A 17,287-nucleotide genomic window follows, 5' to 3' on the forward strand; every position below is an offset into this window, starting at 1 on the left:
TAACGCCACAGTTTGAACGGAATAACCATGAATACCTTACGAATCGGCTTAGTTTCCATTTCCGATCGCGCCTCCAGCGGCGTCTATCAGGACAAAGGCATCCCGGCACTGGAAGAGTGGCTGGCACGCGCCCTGACCACCCCTTTCGAGCTGCAAACCCGTCTGATTCCGGATGAGCAGGCCATCATTGAGCAAACGCTGTGCGAACTGGTTGACGAAATGGGGTGCCATCTGGTGCTGACCACCGGCGGAACCGGCCCTGCGCGTCGCGATGTGACGCCCGACGCAACGCTGGCGATCGCCGATCGCGAGATGCCGGGCTTCGGCGAGCAAATGCGCCAGGTTAGCCTACACTTTGTGCCGACGGCTATCCTTTCCCGGCAGGTCGGTGTGATCCGCAAGCAGGCGCTGATCCTCAACCTTCCCGGGCAACCGAAAGCAATTCAGGAGACTCTGGAAGGGGTGAAAGATGCTGACGGCAACGTGCTGGTGCACGGTATTTTCGCAAGTGTACCTTATTGTGTACAGTTGCTTGAAGGGCCTTATGTGGAAACCGATGGCCGTGTAGTAGAAGCTTTTCGTCCCAAGAGTGCCAGACGCGAAACTTTATCCTGAATTTGATGCATTTTTGATATAACCTGCATCGCTAATGGTGTGCCGTTTTATTTACGATATAGTGATTTTTACTTTACACACTATAAAACACGCTGCACACCTCAGGATGAAATTGCGTTATGTCATATGCAAACCGACCGCTCAACCGCCAGGATTATAAAACGCTGACGCTGGCCGCCCTGGGCGGCGCGCTGGAGTTTTATGACTTTATCATTTTCGTTTTCTTCGCCGCCGTCGTCGGCGAGCTCTTCTTTCCCGCAGATATTCCCGAATGGCTGCGCCAGGTGCAAACTTTTGGCATTTTCGCCGCCGGTTACCTGGCGCGTCCGCTGGGGGGCATCATCATGGCCCACTTTGGCGATCTGGTGGGGCGCAAGAAAATGTTCACCCTCAGCATCCTGCTGATGGCGCTGCCAACCCTGGCGATCGGTCTGCTACCGACCTATAGCTCGGTAGGTATCATCGCCCCGCTGCTATTGCTGCTGATGCGCATTCTGCAGGGAGCGGCGATCGGCGGTGAAGTTCCAGGCGCCTGGGTGTTTGTCGCTGAGCATGTCCCGGAAAAACGCATTGGTATCGCCTGCGGCACGCTGACGGCCGGCCTGACGGTTGGCATTCTGCTGGGGTCGGTGGTGGCCACGCTTATCAATACCAGTCTGACGCCGCAGGGGATCCACGACGGCGGCTGGCGGATCCCCTTCCTGCTGGGCGGCGTATTTGGTCTGATAGCGATGTATCTGCGCCGCTGGCTGCAGGAGACGCCGATTTTTCTTGAGATGCAGCAGCGCAAAGCGCTGGCGCAGGAGCTGCCGGTAAAAGCGGTGGCGCTCAAGCACCAGAAGGCGGTGGTGATCTCTATGCTGCTGACCTGGCTGCTGTCGGCTGGCGTGGTGGTGGTGATCCTGATGTCGCCAGTCTGGCTGCAGAAGCACTATGGTTTTGCGCCGGCCATTACCCTGCAGGCCAACAGCATCGCCACCATTATGTTGTGCATCGGCTGTCTGCTCGCCGGGCTGGCGGCGGACCGCTTCGGCGCCAGCCGCACTTTTATCGTCGGCAGCCTGCTGCTGGCGGTTGCCAGCTGGGCATTTTACCATCTTGCCGGCGCCAGCCCGCAGCGGCTGTTTCTGCTCTACGGTACGGTGGGGCTTTGCGTCGGCGTGGTGGGGGCGGTGCCCTATGTGATGGTGCGGGCCTTCCCGGCGGAAGTACGCTTCACCGGCATCTCTTTCTCCTACAACCTGTCGTACGCGATCTTTGGCGGCCTGACGCCGATTGCGGTCACCATGCTGATGGGGGTGTCGCCGATGGCGCCGGCCTGGTATGTGCTGGCCCTGTCGCTGATGGGGCTAGGATTAGGTATCTGGCTGCGTCAGGAGCTGACGGCGCCGACGGGGATGCCGGAAGGGGAGCTGCAGCGTTAACGATGGCTAGCTGATGCTGATAATGACCTGCCGCCGCCCTGTGACCGGACGGCGGCGGAAGATTAGCGCGGTTCGCCGATCGGCAGCACGGTGCGGCCGAACTGTTCGTTCAGCACTTCACCCATCGCCAGGTAAATAGCGCTGACGCCACAAATCAGGCCGACCCAGCCGGCTACCTTCACAATGCCTTCGTTATCGACCAAATGGCCAATCGCCAGCAGCGCGAACAGTACGGTCAGGCTCAGGAAGACAAACTGCAGCATGCGGGCTGCCTTCAGGGTGCCAAAGAACATAAACAGGGTAAAGACGCCCCACAGGCCGAGGTACATACCGAGGAAGTGCGCGTTTGGCGCGTCTGCCAGGCCCATTTTCGGCATCAGAAGAATCGCCACCAGCGTCAGCCAGAAGCTGCCGTAGGAGGTAAAAGCGGTTAAGCCAAAAGTGTTGCCTTTTTTGTATTCCAGCAGGCCGGCAAAAATTTGCGCAATGCCGCCGTAAAAAATGCCCATCGCCAGGATAGCTACATCGAATGCGAACAGGCCGCTATTCGCCAGGTTAAGCAGAATAGTGGTCATGCCGAAGCCCATAAGGCCCAGCGGTGCCGGATTAGCCAACTTAGTGTTGCCCATAATTCCTCAAAATTATCATTAAAAGGGAAGCATTACCCCGCGACTTGGCGGCGGGGCGCGGCATAATAATGAGGCGCTGAAGGGCTGTCTATGATCTGGCGGGGTATTTTTCACCAATTTCCGCGGTGTCTGACGGCGGCTGGAGCATTTGCCGTAAACAGGCAATATGCAGGACCGCGGGGATGGTGACCCGGTAGGCGCTGCCGCTCACCGCTTTAACGCTGTTCAGCGCGGCGCCGAGCGGTCCGCCCAGCCCGGCGCCGCGCACCAGGCCATGACCGATGACGCTCACCGCGGCGTGCGTGCGCAGGATGGCGGTTAAGCGTTCGTCCAGCAACAAAGTGACGCCTTCGCTTAGCTTGCGATGCCTCAGCAGATGAGCCATCAGGCTGTCCAGCTCATGGCTCCGGCACTCCACCGCGGCGAGAAACTGCGCTTTTTGCTCCGCGTTCAGTTTATTCCAGCTGTGCTGCAGAAAATGCGCCAGCAACTGCTGCTCGATCTGCGGCGTCGACAGCTGTTTGTCGACCTTCGCTTTCAGTCGTTTACATACATCCAGCAGGATCGCGCGATAAAATTTGCCATGGCGGCGCAGCGTGTTGGCGATGCTATCGCCGCCAAAATGCTGTAGCTCACCGGCGATTAGCTGCCAGTTGCGGCGATAACGCTCCGGGTGACCCTCCATCGCTAAAAATGTCTCGTTGCGCAGGAGCGTGCTGGAGAGACGGGGTTTGCCATTTTCCCCGTGGGTCAGAATGCGGGTAAAGGCTTCCAGATGCGCCTCGCTGCACTCAGGCAGAAAGGCGAGATCGTCATCCTCCAGGTAATTAATATGCATAACGTTTTCTCTCGGGCAGGGGCGACGTTAGTCATCGCCGATAATTTTCAGTGATGCCATATCTGAGGAGTGCACCGTGTGGCCGGAGAAGGCGATTTTCTTCACGCAACGTTTGCTGTCGTTATCGCTATTGATGTTGATCCAGCCGGTGGTGCTGCCCTCTTTGATCCCGGCGGGGACGTTCAGCGTGTGGCTGGCGCCGCGGCTGGCCTTAAAGTAGACCGTCGCCCCGGAGAGCTGTACATCGCCGCGGTCGGCGCTGAGCTGAATGCGTTTGACTACCCGGCAGACGGGGAGCGTCAGCGTCAGGTCGTTGGTTTCATTGCGCGGCATAGCTATCACGCCGAGAATTTTATGGTCGTTAGCGGCCGCCGAGGTGATAAATGACACGCCGAGGATAAGCCCTACGGAAAGCCGGTATAGCGATTTCATTAATTTGTCCCCTGAATAAGCGAAGTGCGATGGCGGGGAAGTTTATCACTGCGAAAACGGGGCTTTTAGCGCGCAAGTATTGCGGGTTATGTCAATGATATTATGAATGTATTTCCTATTTTAATCCGTTTTTTGTATGTATATTTCGCCGTCGTTTTTGCCATCCAACAACCTTGTTCGGCAAGTCATCCGTAACCCTGTGCGAATCCGAGGCAAAAAATTTTTATGCTTGCCCCTTGATGCCGGAGTGGGCGACCCCATCTTGTAGTCAACCGCAGTGAAGAACCTGAAAAAAAATGATGTCTGGGCAGTTGAAACCGCACGTTTCGCCCTTATTACAGGTTCACAACCACATGTTGATCGAATTTTTAGTGGAGACGTTTAGATGGGTAAAATTATTGGTATCGACCTGGGTACTACCAACTCTTGTGTAGCGATTATGGATGGCACTACTGCACGCGTGCTGGAGAACGCCGAAGGCGATCGCACCACGCCTTCTATCATTGCCTATACCCAGGATGGTGAAACTCTGGTTGGTCAGCCGGCTAAACGTCAGGCAGTGACAAACCCGCAAAACACCCTGTTTGCGATTAAACGCCTGATTGGCCGCCGCTTCCAGGACGAAGAAGTTCAGCGTGACGTTTCTATCATGCCATACAAAATTGTTGCCGCAGACAATGGCGACGCATGGCTGGATGTGAAAGGCACCAAAACTGCACCGCCGCAGATCTCTGCTGAAGTGCTGAAGAAAATGAAGAAAACGGCTGAAGATTACCTGGGTGAACCGGTAACTGAAGCGGTTATCACCGTACCGGCTTACTTTAACGATGCGCAGCGTCAGGCAACCAAAGATGCCGGCCGTATCGCCGGTCTGGAAGTTAAACGTATCATCAACGAACCAACCGCGGCCGCGCTGGCTTACGGTCTGGATAAAGAAGTGGGCAACCGTACTATCGCGGTTTACGACCTCGGTGGTGGTACTTTCGATATCTCGATTATCGAAATCGACGAAGTTGATGGCGAAAAAACCTTTGAAGTTCTGGCGACCAACGGTGATACCCACCTGGGCGGCGAAGACTTCGATACTCGTCTGATCAACTACCTCGTTGATGAGTTCAAGAAAGATCAGGGCATTGACCTGCGCAACGACCCGCTGGCCATGCAGCGCCTGAAAGAAGCCGCTGAGAAAGCGAAGATTGAACTGTCTTCTGCTCAGCAGACCGACGTTAACCTGCCGTACATCACTGCAGACGCGACCGGTCCGAAACACATGAACATCAAAGTGACTCGCGCGAAACTGGAAAGCCTGGTAGAAGACCTGGTTAACCGTTCCATCGAGCCGCTGAAAGTCGCTCTGCAGGATGCCGGTCTGTCCGTTTCCGATATCAACGACGTGATCCTCGTTGGTGGTCAGACTCGTATGCCGATGGTGCAGAAGAAAGTGGCCGAGTTCTTTGGTAAAGAACCGCGTAAAGACGTTAACCCGGATGAAGCCGTGGCGATCGGTGCTGCCGTTCAGGGCGGTGTACTGACTGGCGATGTGAAAGACGTTCTGCTGCTCGACGTAACCCCGCTGTCGCTGGGTATCGAAACCATGGGCGGCGTGATGACTGCGCTTATCAGCAAAAACACCACCATCCCGACCAAGCACAGCCAGGTGTTCTCTACCGCTGAAGACAACCAGTCTGCGGTAACCATCCATGTGCTGCAGGGTGAGCGTAAACGCGCGTCTGATAACAAATCTCTGGGTCAGTTCAACCTGGATGGTATTAACCCGGCGCCGCGCGGCATGCCGCAGATCGAAGTGACCTTCGACATTGATGCTGACGGTATCCTGCACGTCTCCGCGAAAGACAAAAACAGCGGTAAAGAGCAGAAGATCACCATCAAAGCGTCTTCCGGTCTGAATGAAGAAGAAATTCAGAAAATGGTTCGCGAAGCAGAAGCTAACGCCGAATCTGACCGTAAGTTCGAAGAGCTGGTACAGACCCGCAACCAGGGCGACCATCTGCTGCACAGCACTCGTAAGCAGGTTGAAGAAGCAGGCGATAAACTGCCGGCTGACGACAAAACTGCCATTGAGTCTGCGCTGACCGCGCTGGAATCTTCTCTGAAAGGCGAAGACAAAGCGGATATCGAAGCGAAAATGCAGGCGCTGGCGCAGGCTTCTCAGAAGCTGATGGAAATTGCTCAGCAGCAGCACGCTCAGCAGCAGGCGGGTTCCGCTGACGCTCAGGCGAGCAACGCGAAAGACGACGATGTTGTCGACGCTGAGTTCGAAGAAGTGAAAGATAAAAAATAATCGCCCTTTGAACGGGTAAAACACTGGCACGGGCGAAGAGGTTTCCTCTCCGCCCGTGCACGCATGTTAAGGGGCTGAAAAACACCGATGGCAAAGCAAGATTACTACGAGATTTTAGGCGTTTCCAAAACAGCGGAAGAGCGTGAAATCAAAAAGGCTTATAAGCGCCTGGCCATGAAATATCACCCGGACCGCAACCAGGGTGATAAAGAGGCTGAAGCCAAATTTAAAGAAATCAAAGAAGCGTATGAAATCCTGACTGATGCCCAGAAGCGTGCGGCCTACGATCAGTACGGCCACGCGGCCTTCGAACAGGGCGGCATGGGCGGCGGCGGCGGTTTTGGCGGCGGTGCCGACTTCAGCGATATCTTTGGCGATGTTTTCGGCGATATCTTTGGTGGCGGACGTGGTCGTCAGCGCGCGGCACGCGGCGCCGATCTCCGTTACAACATGGAGCTGACGCTGGAAGAAGCGGTGCGCGGCGTCACTAAAGAGATCCGTATTCCGACGCTGGAAGAGTGCGACGTCTGCCACGGCAGCGGCGCCAAGGCCGGCAGCAAACCGCAGACCTGTCCGACCTGTCATGGCGCGGGCCAGGTGCAGATGCGCCAGGGCTTTTTTGCTGTACAGCAGACCTGTCCGCACTGCCAGGGACGCGGTACGCTAATTAAAGATCCGTGCAATAAATGTCATGGCCATGGCCGCGTAGAAAAAACCAAAACCCTGTCGGTTAAAATTCCGGCGGGCGTGGATACCGGTGACCGGATCCGTCTGGCGGGCGAAGGCGAGGCCGGCGAACATGGCGCGCCGGCAGGCGATCTGTACGTTCAGGTTCAGGTGAAGCAGCACGCTATCTTTGAACGTGAAGGCAATAACCTGTACTGCGAAGTTCCGATCAACTTCACCATGGCGGCGCTGGGCGGTGAGATCGAGGTCCCAACGCTCGACGGCCGCGTGAACCTGAAAATTCCAGGTGAAACCCAGACCGGCAAGCTGTTCCGCATGCGTGGAAAAGGCGTGAAATCCGTTCGCGGCGGCGCGCAGGGCGATCTGCTGTGCCGCGTAGTGGTGGAGACGCCGGTGGGGCTGAATGAGAAGCAGAAGCAGCTGCTGAAAGAGCTGCAGGAGAGCTTCGGCGGTCCGACCGGGGAAAACAACAGCCCGCGTTCGAAAAGCTTCTTTGACGGCGTGAAGAAGTTCTTCGACGACCTGACCCGCTAATTCCACCTTTGTTGATATCCGGCCCGGGCCTTTGCTGCCCGGGCTTTTTTTCGCCTTAGAACTCCCCGTTGACTCGTAAAAAGCGAATATTAGCGCAACTTAAATCTGATTTTTTCGAGTTATCAGTATGTGTATTATGCTTTTATCGAGTTATTCACCAACAGGATGAAAGTAAAAGTGAAACATCTGCAACGATTCTTTAGTAGCGATGCTTCCGGCGGCATTGTCTTAATTATCGCCGCCGCGCTGGCGATGGTGATGGCCAATACCAGCGTGACCAGCGGTCTGTATCACTCCTTCCTTGAGACGCCAGTACAGCTGCGTGTGGGCGCGCTGGAGATCAACAAGAACATGCTGTTATGGATCAATGATGCCCTGATGGCGGTGTTCTTTTTGCTGATTGGCCTGGAGGTCAAACGTGAGCTGATTCAGGGGTCGCTGGCGAGCCGCCGTCAGGCGGTCTTCCCGGTAATCGCCGCGCTGGGCGGGATGATCGTCCCGGCCCTGGTCTACCTGGCCTTTAACGCCCAGGATCCTGTCGCCAGAGAAGGGTGGGCGATCCCGGCGGCGACGGATATTGCCTTTGCCCTCGGCGTGCTGGCGCTGTTAGGTAGCCGGGTCCCGACGGCGCTGAAGATTTTCCTGATGGCGCTGGCGATTATTGATGACCTCGGGGCTATCGTGATTATCGCGCTGTTTTATACCCACGACCTGTCCATGCTCTCGCTGGGCGTGGCGGCGGCGGCGATCGCGGTGCTGGTGGCCCTGAATCTGAGCGGCGTGCGGCGTACCGGGATCTATATTCTGGTTGGCGCGGTGCTGTGGACGGCGGTGCTGAAGTCTGGCGTTCACGCGACCCTTGCCGGGGTGATTGTCGGCTTTATGATCCCGCTCGAAGAAAAGCATGGCAAGTCGCCGGCCAAAGCGCTTGAGCATGTCCTGCACCCGTGGGTGGCGTTTATGATCCTGCCGCTGTTTGCCTTCGCGAACGCGGGGGTCTCACTGCAGGGGGTCACCCTTGCCGGGCTGACGTCGCTCCTGCCGCTGGGCATTATGGCTGGCCTGTTTATCGGTAAGCCGCTGGGGATTAGCCTGTTCTGCTGGCTGGCCCTGAAGCTGAAGTGGGCTTCGCTGCCGGAGGGAACCACCTGCAAGCAAATTATGGCGGTGGGGATCCTGTGCGGGATTGGCTTTACGATGTCGATTTTCATCGCCACCCTGGCCTTTGGCAGCGTGGATCCCGCGTTGATCAACTGGGCCAAGCTTGGCATTCTGATCGGCTCAGTGCTATCAGCGGTCGTCGGCTACCTCATACTGCGTCAGCGCGTGACGGATACTCGCCTCGCGGTATAACCTTTCTGCAGGAGAGCCCGACAGGCTCTCCTGGACATTATCAGGGAGAGAAGCATGTCACATATTAACTACAATCATCTGTACTACTTCTGGCACGTGTATAAAGAAGGGTCCGTCGTGGGCGCGGCGGAGGCGCTGTTTCTGACGCCGCAGACCATTACCGGGCAGATCAAAGCCCTGGAGGAGCGCCTGCAGGGGAAATTATTTAAGCGAAAGGGAAGGGGGCTTGAGCCGAGCGAGCTGGGGGAGCTGGTTTTTCGCTATGCCGACAGGATGTTTACCCTCAGCCAGGAGATGCTCGACATCGTCAACTATCGCAAAGAGTCGAACCTGCTGTTTGACGTCGGCGTGGCCGATGCGCTCTCGAAACGGCTGGTCAGCGGCGTGCTGGATGCCGCTGTCGTTGAGAGCGAGCAGATTCATCTGCGCTGTTTTGAATCCACTCATGAGCTGCTGCTGGAGCAGCTGAGCCAGCATAAGCTCGACATGATTATCTCTGACTGCCCGATCGACTCGACGCAGCAGGAAGGGCTATTTTCGGTGAAGATCGGCGAGTGCAGCGTCAGCTTCTGGTGCATGAATCCGGCGCCGACGAAGCCGTTCCCGGCCTGCCTCGAAGAGCGGCGGCTGCTGATCCCCGGCCGGCGATCGATGCTGGGACGTAAGCTGCTGAACTGGATTAACGTGCAGGGCCTGAAGGTGGAGATCCTCGGCGAGTTTGACGACGCGGCGCTCATGAAAGCCTTCGGCGCCGCACATAATGCGATATTTGTCGCGCCGACGCTCTACGCGCATGATTTCTACCATGATGAATCGATTGTCGAAATTGGCCGTATGGATAGCGTGATGGAGGAATATCACGCTATTTTCGCTGAACGAATGATTCAGCACCCGGCGGTACAGCGTATCTGTAATCGCGATTATTCGTCGCTGTTCACCGAACCCCGATAGCCGGAAGGCGTGGGCTGGCGTGGCTCAGATCGCGCCAGCGTGCGCTACCGGGGGAAGATGATAGGCATAAAAAAACCCGCTTTCGCGGGTTTCTTTAACAAAGTTCAGCAAGCAGGCGATTAAGCCAGTTTGTTGATCTGTGCAGTCAGGTTTGCTTTATGACGCGCAGCTTTGTTTTTGTGGATCAGACCTTTAGCAGCCTGACGGTCCACGATCGGTTGCATTTCGTTAAATGCTTTCTGTGCAGCAGCTTTGTCGCCAGCTTCGATAGCTGCGTATACTTTCTTGATGAAAGTACGCATCATAGAGCGACGGCTTGCGTTGTGCTTGCGAGCCTTTTCAGACTGAACGGCGCGCTTCTTAGCTGATTTGATATTAGCCAAGGTCCAACTCCCAAATGTGTTCTATATGGACAATTCAAAGGCCGAGGAATATGCCCGTTTAGCCTTCTTTTGTCAATGGATTTGTGCAAATAAGCGCCGTTTAACACCACAGCGCTTCATTACGTAGTGATGGCGCAAGATTCTACCAGCTTGTTGCAGGCGAATACAGCTTTTCCACCATAAAAATCGCCGGGCGCGGCCAGTTTTCACGCTTTCTCGCGCTGAGTGAATGAATTCCTGAGAACTTTCGTTGCCGAGGTGCAATCGCTGGTTAACGTTGACAGTTGTACAAGGTATACTCGGACGATTTTCACTGTTTTGAGCCAGACATGAAGCTGATACGCGGCATACATAATCTCAGTCAGGCCCCGCACGGGTGCGTGCTGACCATTGGTAATTTCGACGGCGTGCATCGTGGGCATCAGGCGCTGCTGCAGCGGTTGCGCGAAGAGGGCCGCCAGCGCGGTTTACCGGTCGTGGTGATGATTTTTGAACCCCAGCCGCTGGAGCTCTTTGCCGCTGATAAAGCCCCGGCGCGATTGACCCGCCTGCGTGAAAAGCTGGGCTATCTGGCTGAAAGCGGGGTTGACTATGTATTGTGCGTTCGCTTTGACCGCCGGTTCGCCGCGCTAACCGCGCAGGATTTTATCAGTGAACTGCTGGTGCGTCGCCTGGGCGTGCAGTTCCTCGCCGTTGGTGACGATTTCCGCTTTGGCGCTGGTCGCCAGGGGGATTTCTTGTTATTACAAAAGGCGGGGGCGGAATATGGCTTCGACGTCACCAGTACCCAAACCTTCTGCGAAGGCGGGGTGCGAATCAGCAGCACGGCGGTACGCCAGGCGCTGGCCGATGACGATCTCCTGCTGGCGGAGACGCTGCTCGGCCATCCGTTTAGCATCTCCGGACGCGTCGTGCATGGTGATGAACTAGGCCGAACCATAGGTTTTCCGACGGCGAACTTACCGCTGCGTCGTCAGGTTTCCCCGGTTAAAGGGGTCTATGCGGTAGAAGTGACAGGGCTGGGTGACAAACCGATAGCGGGCGTCGCCAATATTGGCACCCGTCCAACGGTTGCGGGCGTGCGTCAGCAGCTCGAAGTACATCTGTTGGACGTTGTAATGGACCTCTACGGTCGCCATATCAATGTAATACTGCGTAAAAAGATACGTAACGAGCAGCGGTTTGCGTCGCTGGACGAGCTGAAGGCGCAAATCGCACGTGATGAGTTAACGGCCCGCGAATTATTTGGGCTGACCAGCCAGGCCTGAGCCACTGGTGTTTATCAAACCGAAATACGGAACCGAGAATCTGATGAGTGACTATAAATCGACCCTGAATTTGCCGGAAACAGGGTTCCCTATGCGTGGCGACCTCGCCAAACGCGAACCGGGAATGCTGGCGCGTTGGACCGATGATGACCTGTACGGCATCATTCGTGCAGCCAAAAAAGGCAAAAAAACCTTCATTCTGCATGATGGCCCTCCTTATGCGAATGGCAGCATTCATATTGGTCACTCGGTAAACAAGATTCTGAAAGACATTATCGTTAAGTCCAAAGGACTGACGGGCTATGACTCGCCTTACGTTCCGGGCTGGGACTGCCACGGTCTGCCGATCGAGCTGAAAGTGGAGCAGGAATACGGCAAGCCGGGTGAGAAATTTACCGCTGCCGAATTCCGCGCTAAGTGCCGCGAATATGCCGCCGAGCAGATCGATGGCCAGCGTAAAGACTTTATCCGTCTCGGCGTGCTGGGCGACTGGTCGCATCCGTACCTGACCATGGACTTCAAAACCGAAGCCAACATCATCCGCGCGCTGGGCAAAATCATCGGTAATGGCCACCTGCATAAAGGCGCCAAACCGGTGCACTGGTGCGTAGACTGCCGTTCCGCGCTGGCGGAAGCGGAAGTGGAGTATTACGACAAAACCTCTCCGTCTATCGATGTCGCGTTCCACGCGGTAGACAAAGCCGCGGTACTGGCGAAATTCGGCGTAGCCGACGTCAACGGTCCGGTGTCGCTGGTTATCTGGACCACCACGCCGTGGACCCTGCCGGCCAACCGCGCTATCTCTCTGTCTCCTGAGTTCGACTATGCGCTGGTGCAGGTTGACGGCCAGGCGCTGATCCTGGCGAAAGACCTGGTTGAGAGCGTAATGAAGCGCGTTGGCGCGACGGACTACACTATTCTGGCGGCGGTACAAGGTTCTGAGCTTGAGCTGATGCGCTTTAAGCATCCGTTCCTCGATTTCGACGTGCCGGCGATCCTTGGCGACCACGTGACGCTGGACGCCGGTACCGGTGCGGTGCATACCGCTGGCGGCCACGGTCCGGACGACTACACCATCAGCCAGAAATACGGTCTGGAAATCGCCAACCCGGTTGGCCCGGACGGCGCTTACCTGCCTGGCACCTGGCCGTCTCTGGACGGCATTAATGTTTTCAAAGCCAATGACATCATCGTTGAGATGCTGCGTGAGCGTGGCGCGCTGTTACACGTTGAGAAACTGCAGCACAGCTATCCATGCTGCTGGCGCCACAAGTCGCCGATCATCTTCCGCGCCACTCCGCAGTGGTTCGTGAGCATGGATCAGAAAGGCCTGCGCGCGCAGTCGCTGAAAGAGATCAAAGGCGTGCAGTGGATCCCGGACTGGGGCCAGGCGCGTATCGAATCGATGGTCGCTAACCGCCCTGACTGGTGTATCTCCCGTCAGCGCACCTGGGGCGTGCCGATGTCGCTGTTCGTGCATAAAGAAACCCACGAACTGCACCCGCGTACCCTTGAGCTGATGGAAGAAGTGGCAAAACGCGTTGAAGTTGACGGCATCCAGGCGTGGTGGGATCTCGATTCCCGCGACATTCTTGGCGATGACGCCGACAGCTACGAGAAAGTGCCGGATACCCTCGACGTCTGGTTTGACTCCGGGTCGACCCACTCTTCCGTGGTTGACGTGCGTCCGGAATTCGCCGGTCACGCCGCCGATATGTATCTGGAAGGTTCTGACCAGCATCGCGGCTGGTTCATGTCCTCGCTGATGATTTCCACGGCGATGAAAGGCAAAGCGCCATATCGTCAGGTACTGACCCACGGCTTCACCGTCGACGGTCAGGGCCGCAAAATGTCCAAGTCTATCGGCAACACCGTTAGCCCGCAGGACGTGATGAACAAGCTCGGCGCCGATATCCTGCGCCTGTGGGTGGCTTCCACCGACTACACCGGCGAAATGGCGGTCTCTGACGAGATCCTCAAACGCGCCGCCGACAGCTATCGTCGTATCCGTAATACCGCGCGCTTCCTGCTGGCGAACCTTAACGGTTTCGATCCGGCGAAAGACATGGTTAAACCGGAAGAGATGGTGGTGCTGGACCGCTGGGCGGTCGGCTGCGCGCAGGCGGCACAGGAAGATATCCTGAAAGCCTACGAATCCTACGACTTCCATGAAGTGGTGCAGCGCCTGATGCGCTTCTGCTCCATCGAGATGGGCTCGTTCTACCTCGACATCATCAAAGACCGCCAGTACACCGCCAAGGCGGACAGCGTGGCGCGTCGCAGCTGCCAGACCGCGCTGTTCCATATCGTGGAAGCGCTGGTGCGCTGGATGGCGCCGATCATGTCCTTCACCGCAGATGAAATCTGGGGCTATCTGCCGGGCGAGCGTGAGAAATATGTCTTCACCGGCGAGTGGTATGAAGGTCTGTTCGGCCTGGCCGACGACGAAGCGATGAACGACGATTTCTGGGATGAGCTGCTGAAGGTGCGTGGCGAAGTCAACAAGGTGATCGAGCAGGCGCGTGCGGATAAGAAAGTCGGCGGCTCGCTGGAAGCGGCAGTCACGCTGTATGCTGATGCCGATCTGGCGGCTAAGCTAAATGCGCTGGGCGATGAATTGCGATTTGTCCTGTTGACCTCCGGGGCGAACGTCGCAGACTATGCGAGCGCGTCCGCTGATGCGCAGCAAAGCGAACTGCTCAAAGGGTTGAAAGTCGCATTGAGTAAAGCTGAAGGTGAGAAATGCCCGCGCTGCTGGCATTACACCACCGATATCGGCAAGGTGGCGGAACACGCGGAAATCTGCGGACGCTGTGTGAGCAACGTCGCCGGTGACGGCGAGCAACGTAAATTCGCCTGATGAGTAAATCGATCTGTTCAACGGGGCTACGCTGGCTGTGGGTGGTCGTAGCCGTGCTGATTATCGATCTGGGCAGCAAATTCCTGATCCTCCAGAACTTCGCTCTGGGGGAGACGGTTCCGCTGTTCCCGTCGCTTAATCTGCATTATGCCCGCAACTATGGCGCGGCCTTTAGCTTTCTCGCCGACAGCGGCGGCTGGCAGCGCTGGTTCTTTTCCGGGATCGCGATCGGCATTTGCGTGGTGCTGACGGTGCTGATGTACCGTTCGAAGGCGACGCAAAAGCTGAACAATATTGCCTACGCGCTGATTATCGGCGGCGCGCTGGGCAACTTGTTCGATCGCCTGTGGCATGGCTTTGTGGTCGATATGATCGACTTCTACGTCGGCGACTGGCATTTTGCCACCTTCAACCTCGCCGATAGCGCGATCTGCATCGGCGCAGCGCTGATTGTGCTGGAAGGCTTCCTGCCGAAACCGACTGTGAAAGAGCAGGCGTAAATCTCAATGCCGGGTGACGTGACGCTTACCCGGCCTACAGAATTTTTGGCCCCGTAGGCCCGGTAAGCGTAATGCCGCCGGGCACCGGGTGACCTAAACAAGCGAGCAATTTGCATGTCTAAATCCGTACAGAGCAACAGCGCGGTACTGGTGCACTTCACTCTGAAACTGGACGACGGCTCCACTGCCGAGTCCACCCGCAGCAACGGCAAACCGGCGCTGTTTCGCCTCGGCGACACCTCTTTGTCTGAAGGGCTGGAGCAACAGCTTCTCGGTTTGAAAGAGGGGGAGAAAAAGGCCTTTTCGCTGGAGCCTGACGCCGCCTTTGGCGTACCCAGCCCGGACCTGATTCAGTATTTCTCTCGCCGCGAGTTTATCGACGCTGGCGAGCCGGAGATCGGCGCGATTATGCTCTTTACCGCAATGGATGGCAGCGAAATGCCTGGCGTGATCCGCGAAGTGAACGGCGATTCCATCACCGTTGACTTCAACCATCCGCTGGCCGGGCGCACTGTTCATTTTGATATTGAAGTGCTGGAGATCGATCCGGCGCTGGAGGAGTAACATGCAGATCCTGTTGGCTAACCCGCGCGGTTTTTGCGCTGGCGTTGACCGCGCTATCAGCATTGTAGAAAACGCGCTGACGCTGTATGGCGCACCGATCTATGTTCGTCATGAAGTGGTGCACAACCGCTATGTGGTGGATAGCCTGCGCAAGCGTGGCGCCATTTTTATCGAACAGATCAGCGAAGTGCCGGACGGCGCGATCCTGATTTTCTCCGCCCACGGCGTGTCGCAGGCGGTACGCAACGAAGCGAAGAGCCGCGACCTGACGGTGTTCGATGCCACCTGTCCGCTGGTGACCAAAGTCCATATGGAAGTCGCCCGCGCCAGCCGCCGCGGCGAAGAGTCGATTCTGATTGGCCATGCCGGCCATCCGGAAGTCGAAGGCACCATGGGACAGTACAACAACCCGCAAGGGGGGATGTACCTGGTCGAGTCGCCGGAAGACGTGCTGAAGCTGGAAGTGAAAAATGACGCCCGGCTGTCGTTTATGACCCAGACCACGCTCTCCGTCGACGATACCTCGGATGTGATTGACGCCCTGCGCGCGCGTTTTCCGAAAATCGTCGGCCCGCGCAAAGACGACATTTGCTATGCCACCACTAACCGTCAGGAAGCCGTGCGCGCGCTGGCGGAGCAGGCTGACGTAGTGCTGGTGGTCGGGTCGAAAAACTCCTCCAACTCTAACCGCCTCGCCGAGCTGGCGCAGCGGATGGGTAAGGCGGCTTACCTGATTGACGACGCCTCCGATATCCAGGAAGCGTGGGTCAAGGATGCGGCCAGCGTCGGCGTGACGGCGGGCGCGTCGGCGCCGGATATTCTGGTGCAGAACGTCATTACCCGCCTGCAGGAGCTGGGCGGCGGCGAAGCCGTGCCGCTGGAAGGCCGGGAAGAGAATATCGTCTTTGAAGTGCCGAAAGAGCTGCGTGTGGATGTCCGTGAAGTAGAGTAAGTTCTTTCCTCCAGCAGTATGAGAAGATGCCAGACTTAACGTCTGGCATTTTTTTAGGGAGAAACCATGCGCTTACCAATCATTCTTGATACCGATCCGGGCATCGACGATGCCGCCGCCATTGCCGCGGCGCTGTTCGCGCCTGAGCTGGATCTGCAGCTGATGACCACCGTAGCGGGCAATGTCTCGGTGGAGAAGACGACCCGTAACGCGCTGCAATTGCTGCATTTCTGGAATGCCGATGTACCGCTGGCGCAGGGCGCGTCGATGCCGCTGGTGCGTCCGTTGCGCGACGCCGCCTCGGTGCATGGCGAATCCGGCATGGAGGGGTATGACTTTGTTGAGCATCAACGTCAACCGCTGGCGAAGCCGGCCTTCCAGGCGATCCGTGATGCGCTTATGCATGCTGCCGAGCCGATCACCCTGGTGGCGATTGGTCCGCTGACCAATATAGCGCTGCTGCTGACCCAGTACCCGGAATGCGTGTTTAATATTCGTCGGCTGGTGATCATGGGCGGCTCGGCGGGCCGCGGCAACTTCACGCCGAATGCGGAATTCAATATCGCTATCGACCCGGAGGCCGCCGCGAAAGTGTTCCACAGCGGGCTGGAGATTGTGATGTGCGGGCTGGACGTCACCAACCGGGCGCTGCTGGCGGCGGATTATCTGGCAACGCTGCCGACGCTGAACCAGACCGGTAAAATGCTCCATGCGCTGTTTAGCCACTATCGCAGCGGCAGCATGAGCAGTGGTCTGCGCATGCACGACTTGTGCGCTATTGCGTGGCTGGCCCGCCCGGAACTGTTCACTCTCCAGCCGTGCTTTGTGGCGGTGGAGACGCAGGGGACCTGGACCGCCGGCACCACGGTGGTGGATATCGAAGGGCGACTGGGTCAGCCGGCGAACGCCCAGGTGGCGCTGGATATCGACGTCGAAGGGTTTCAGCGCTGGGCGGCGGAGGTGATTGCCCTGGCGCCGTGATATATCACTCGATT

16 protein-coding genes and 1 pseudogene are annotated in these 17,287 nt (G+C 57.1%); 13 read left to right on the forward strand and 4 right to left on the reverse strand.

Going from position 1 to position 17,287, the window contains the following annotated elements; translation table 11 throughout:
* The first annotated feature begins 27 nt into the window (after nt 1-27).
* Entirely contained in the window at nt 28-615 is a 588-nt protein-coding gene (gene mog, locus KHQ26_RS09490) for a molybdopterin adenylyltransferase (protein ID WP_002887898.1), read from the forward strand.
* A gap of 119 nt (nt 616-734) precedes the next feature.
* Nucleotides 735-2,039: an MFS transporter gene (locus KHQ26_RS09495; RefSeq protein WP_004146012.1), complete on the forward strand. Its 1,305-nt coding sequence runs from the start codon at nt 735-737 to the stop codon at nt 2,037-2,039.
* A 62-nt stretch (nt 2,040-2,101) separates the two neighbouring features.
* Here KHQ26_RS09495 and satP read toward each other — a convergent pair whose 3' ends face one another.
* The 3 genes from satP to KHQ26_RS09510 form a co-directional block, all read right to left on the reverse strand.
* A complete protein-coding gene (gene satP, locus KHQ26_RS09500) occupies nt 2,102-2,668 on the reverse strand; it encodes an acetate uptake transporter (protein WP_029496939.1) in 567 nt (188 codons plus the stop codon).
* Between the two features lie 88 nt (nt 2,669-2,756).
* Entirely contained in the window at nt 2,757-3,506 is a 750-nt protein-coding gene (msyB, locus tag KHQ26_RS09505; RefSeq protein WP_004146011.1) for an acidic protein MsyB, read from the reverse strand.
* A gap of 27 nt (nt 3,507-3,533) precedes the next feature.
* Entirely contained in the window at nt 3,534-3,938 is a 405-nt protein-coding gene (locus KHQ26_RS09510) for a DUF2541 family protein (protein ID WP_004182892.1), read from the reverse strand.
* A gap of 385 nt (nt 3,939-4,323) precedes the next feature.
* Between KHQ26_RS09510 and dnaK the strand changes: the two genes are divergently transcribed.
* From dnaK to nhaR, 4 genes are all read left to right on the forward strand, one after another.
* Nucleotides 4,324-6,240 (forward strand): molecular chaperone DnaK, encoded by a 1,917-nt coding sequence (gene dnaK, locus KHQ26_RS09515; RefSeq protein ID WP_004146997.1) that lies wholly within the window; start codon nt 4,324-4,326, stop codon nt 6,238-6,240.
* 87 nt (nt 6,241-6,327) lie between these two features.
* Nucleotides 6,328-7,461, forward strand: a complete 1,134-nt coding sequence (gene dnaJ / locus KHQ26_RS09520) for a molecular chaperone DnaJ (protein ID WP_002887955.1) — start codon at nt 6,328-6,330, stop codon at nt 7,459-7,461.
* 177 nt (nt 7,462-7,638) lie between these two features.
* Entirely contained in the window at nt 7,639-8,814 is a 1,176-nt protein-coding gene (nhaA, locus tag KHQ26_RS09525) for a Na+/H+ antiporter NhaA (protein WP_004192071.1), read from the forward strand.
* Between the two features lie 54 nt (nt 8,815-8,868).
* The gene (gene nhaR / locus KHQ26_RS09530; protein WP_002887961.1) at nt 8,869-9,765 is read left to right on the forward strand and encodes a transcriptional activator NhaR; all 897 of its coding nucleotides are present in this window, start codon (nt 8,869-8,871) and stop codon (nt 9,763-9,765) included.
* A gap of 119 nt (nt 9,766-9,884) precedes the next feature.
* Here the strand turns inward: nhaR and rpsT are convergent, their stop codons facing one another.
* Nucleotides 9,885-10,148, reverse strand: coding sequence for a 30S ribosomal protein S20 (rpsT, locus tag KHQ26_RS09535; protein ID WP_002887965.1), 264 nt, complete (start codon nt 10,146-10,148; stop codon nt 9,885-9,887).
* A gap of 116 nt (nt 10,149-10,264) precedes the next feature.
* Between rpsT and KHQ26_RS26030 the strand changes: the two are divergent.
* The 7 genes and pseudogenes from KHQ26_RS26030 to rihC form a co-directional block, all read left to right on the forward strand.
* A pseudogene (locus tag KHQ26_RS26030) lies at nt 10,265-10,470 on the forward strand (DUF2575 domain-containing protein); the annotation flags it as partial.
* A gap of 7 nt (nt 10,471-10,477) precedes the next feature.
* Entirely contained in the window at nt 10,478-11,416 is a 939-nt protein-coding gene (gene ribF, locus KHQ26_RS09540; RefSeq protein WP_002887969.1) for a bifunctional riboflavin kinase/FAD synthetase, read from the forward strand.
* A gap of 43 nt (nt 11,417-11,459) precedes the next feature.
* A complete protein-coding gene (gene ileS, locus KHQ26_RS09545; protein WP_004212580.1) occupies nt 11,460-14,276 on the forward strand; it encodes an isoleucine--tRNA ligase in 2,817 nt (938 codons plus the stop codon).
* Nucleotides 14,276-14,776: a signal peptidase II gene (gene lspA, locus KHQ26_RS09550; RefSeq protein WP_002887973.1), complete on the forward strand. Its 501-nt coding sequence runs from the start codon at nt 14,276-14,278 to the stop codon at nt 14,774-14,776. Before ileS ends, lspA begins: the two co-directional genes overlap by 1 nt.
* Before the next feature lie 114 nt (nt 14,777-14,890).
* Entirely contained in the window at nt 14,891-15,340 is a 450-nt protein-coding gene (gene fkpB / locus KHQ26_RS09555) for an FKBP-type peptidyl-prolyl cis-trans isomerase (RefSeq protein ID WP_002887976.1), read from the forward strand.
* Nucleotide 15,341: 1 nt separating this feature from the next.
* Nucleotides 15,342-16,292, forward strand: coding sequence for a 4-hydroxy-3-methylbut-2-enyl diphosphate reductase (gene ispH, locus KHQ26_RS09560; RefSeq protein ID WP_049124094.1), 951 nt, complete (start codon nt 15,342-15,344; stop codon nt 16,290-16,292).
* A gap of 66 nt (nt 16,293-16,358) precedes the next feature.
* The gene (gene rihC, locus KHQ26_RS09565) at nt 16,359-17,273 is read left to right on the forward strand and encodes a ribonucleoside hydrolase RihC (protein WP_002887981.1); all 915 of its coding nucleotides are present in this window, start codon (nt 16,359-16,361) and stop codon (nt 17,271-17,273) included.
* The last annotated feature ends 14 nt before the right edge of the window (nt 17,274-17,287 follow it).

Source organism: Klebsiella sp. 10 (genome assembly GCF_018223925.1).
GTDB classification, from domain to species: domain Bacteria; phylum Pseudomonadota; class Gammaproteobacteria; order Enterobacterales; family Enterobacteriaceae; genus Klebsiella; species Klebsiella pneumoniae.

Bases quoted from the DNA above. Each gene is read 5' to 3' on its own strand.
- dnaJ (WP_002887955.1), top strand. From the start codon at position 6,328: ATGGCAAAGCAAGATTACTACGAGATTTTAGGCGTTTCCAAAACAGCG.
- nhaR (WP_002887961.1), top strand. From the start codon at position 8,869: ATGTCACATATTAACTACAATCATCTGTACTACTTCTGGCACGTGTAT.
- lspA (WP_002887973.1), top strand. From the start codon at position 14,276: ATGAGTAAATCGATCTGTTCAACGGGGCTACGCTGGCTGTGGGTGGTC.
- KHQ26_RS09510 (WP_004182892.1), bottom strand. From the start codon at position 3,938: ATGAAATCGCTATACCGGCTTTCCGTAGGGCTTATCCTCGGCGTGTCA.
- dnaK (WP_004146997.1), top strand. From the start codon at position 4,324: ATGGGTAAAATTATTGGTATCGACCTGGGTACTACCAACTCTTGTGTA.
- mog (WP_002887898.1), top strand. From the start codon at position 28: ATGAATACCTTACGAATCGGCTTAGTTTCCATTTCCGATCGCGCCTCC.
- satP (WP_029496939.1), bottom strand. From the start codon at position 2,668: ATGGGCAACACTAAGTTGGCTAATCCGGCACCGCTGGGCCTTATGGGC.
- ispH (WP_049124094.1), top strand. From the start codon at position 15,342: ATGCAGATCCTGTTGGCTAACCCGCGCGGTTTTTGCGCTGGCGTTGAC.
- ileS (WP_004212580.1), top strand. From the start codon at position 11,460: ATGAGTGACTATAAATCGACCCTGAATTTGCCGGAAACAGGGTTCCCT.
- fkpB (WP_002887976.1), top strand. From the start codon at position 14,891: ATGTCTAAATCCGTACAGAGCAACAGCGCGGTACTGGTGCACTTCACT.
- ribF (WP_002887969.1), top strand. From the start codon at position 10,478: ATGAAGCTGATACGCGGCATACATAATCTCAGTCAGGCCCCGCACGGG.
- msyB (WP_004146011.1), bottom strand. From the start codon at position 3,506: ATGCATATTAATTACCTGGAGGATGACGATCTCGCCTTTCTGCCTGAG.
- rihC (WP_002887981.1), top strand. From the start codon at position 16,359: ATGCGCTTACCAATCATTCTTGATACCGATCCGGGCATCGACGATGCC.
- KHQ26_RS09495 (WP_004146012.1), top strand. From the start codon at position 735: ATGTCATATGCAAACCGACCGCTCAACCGCCAGGATTATAAAACGCTG.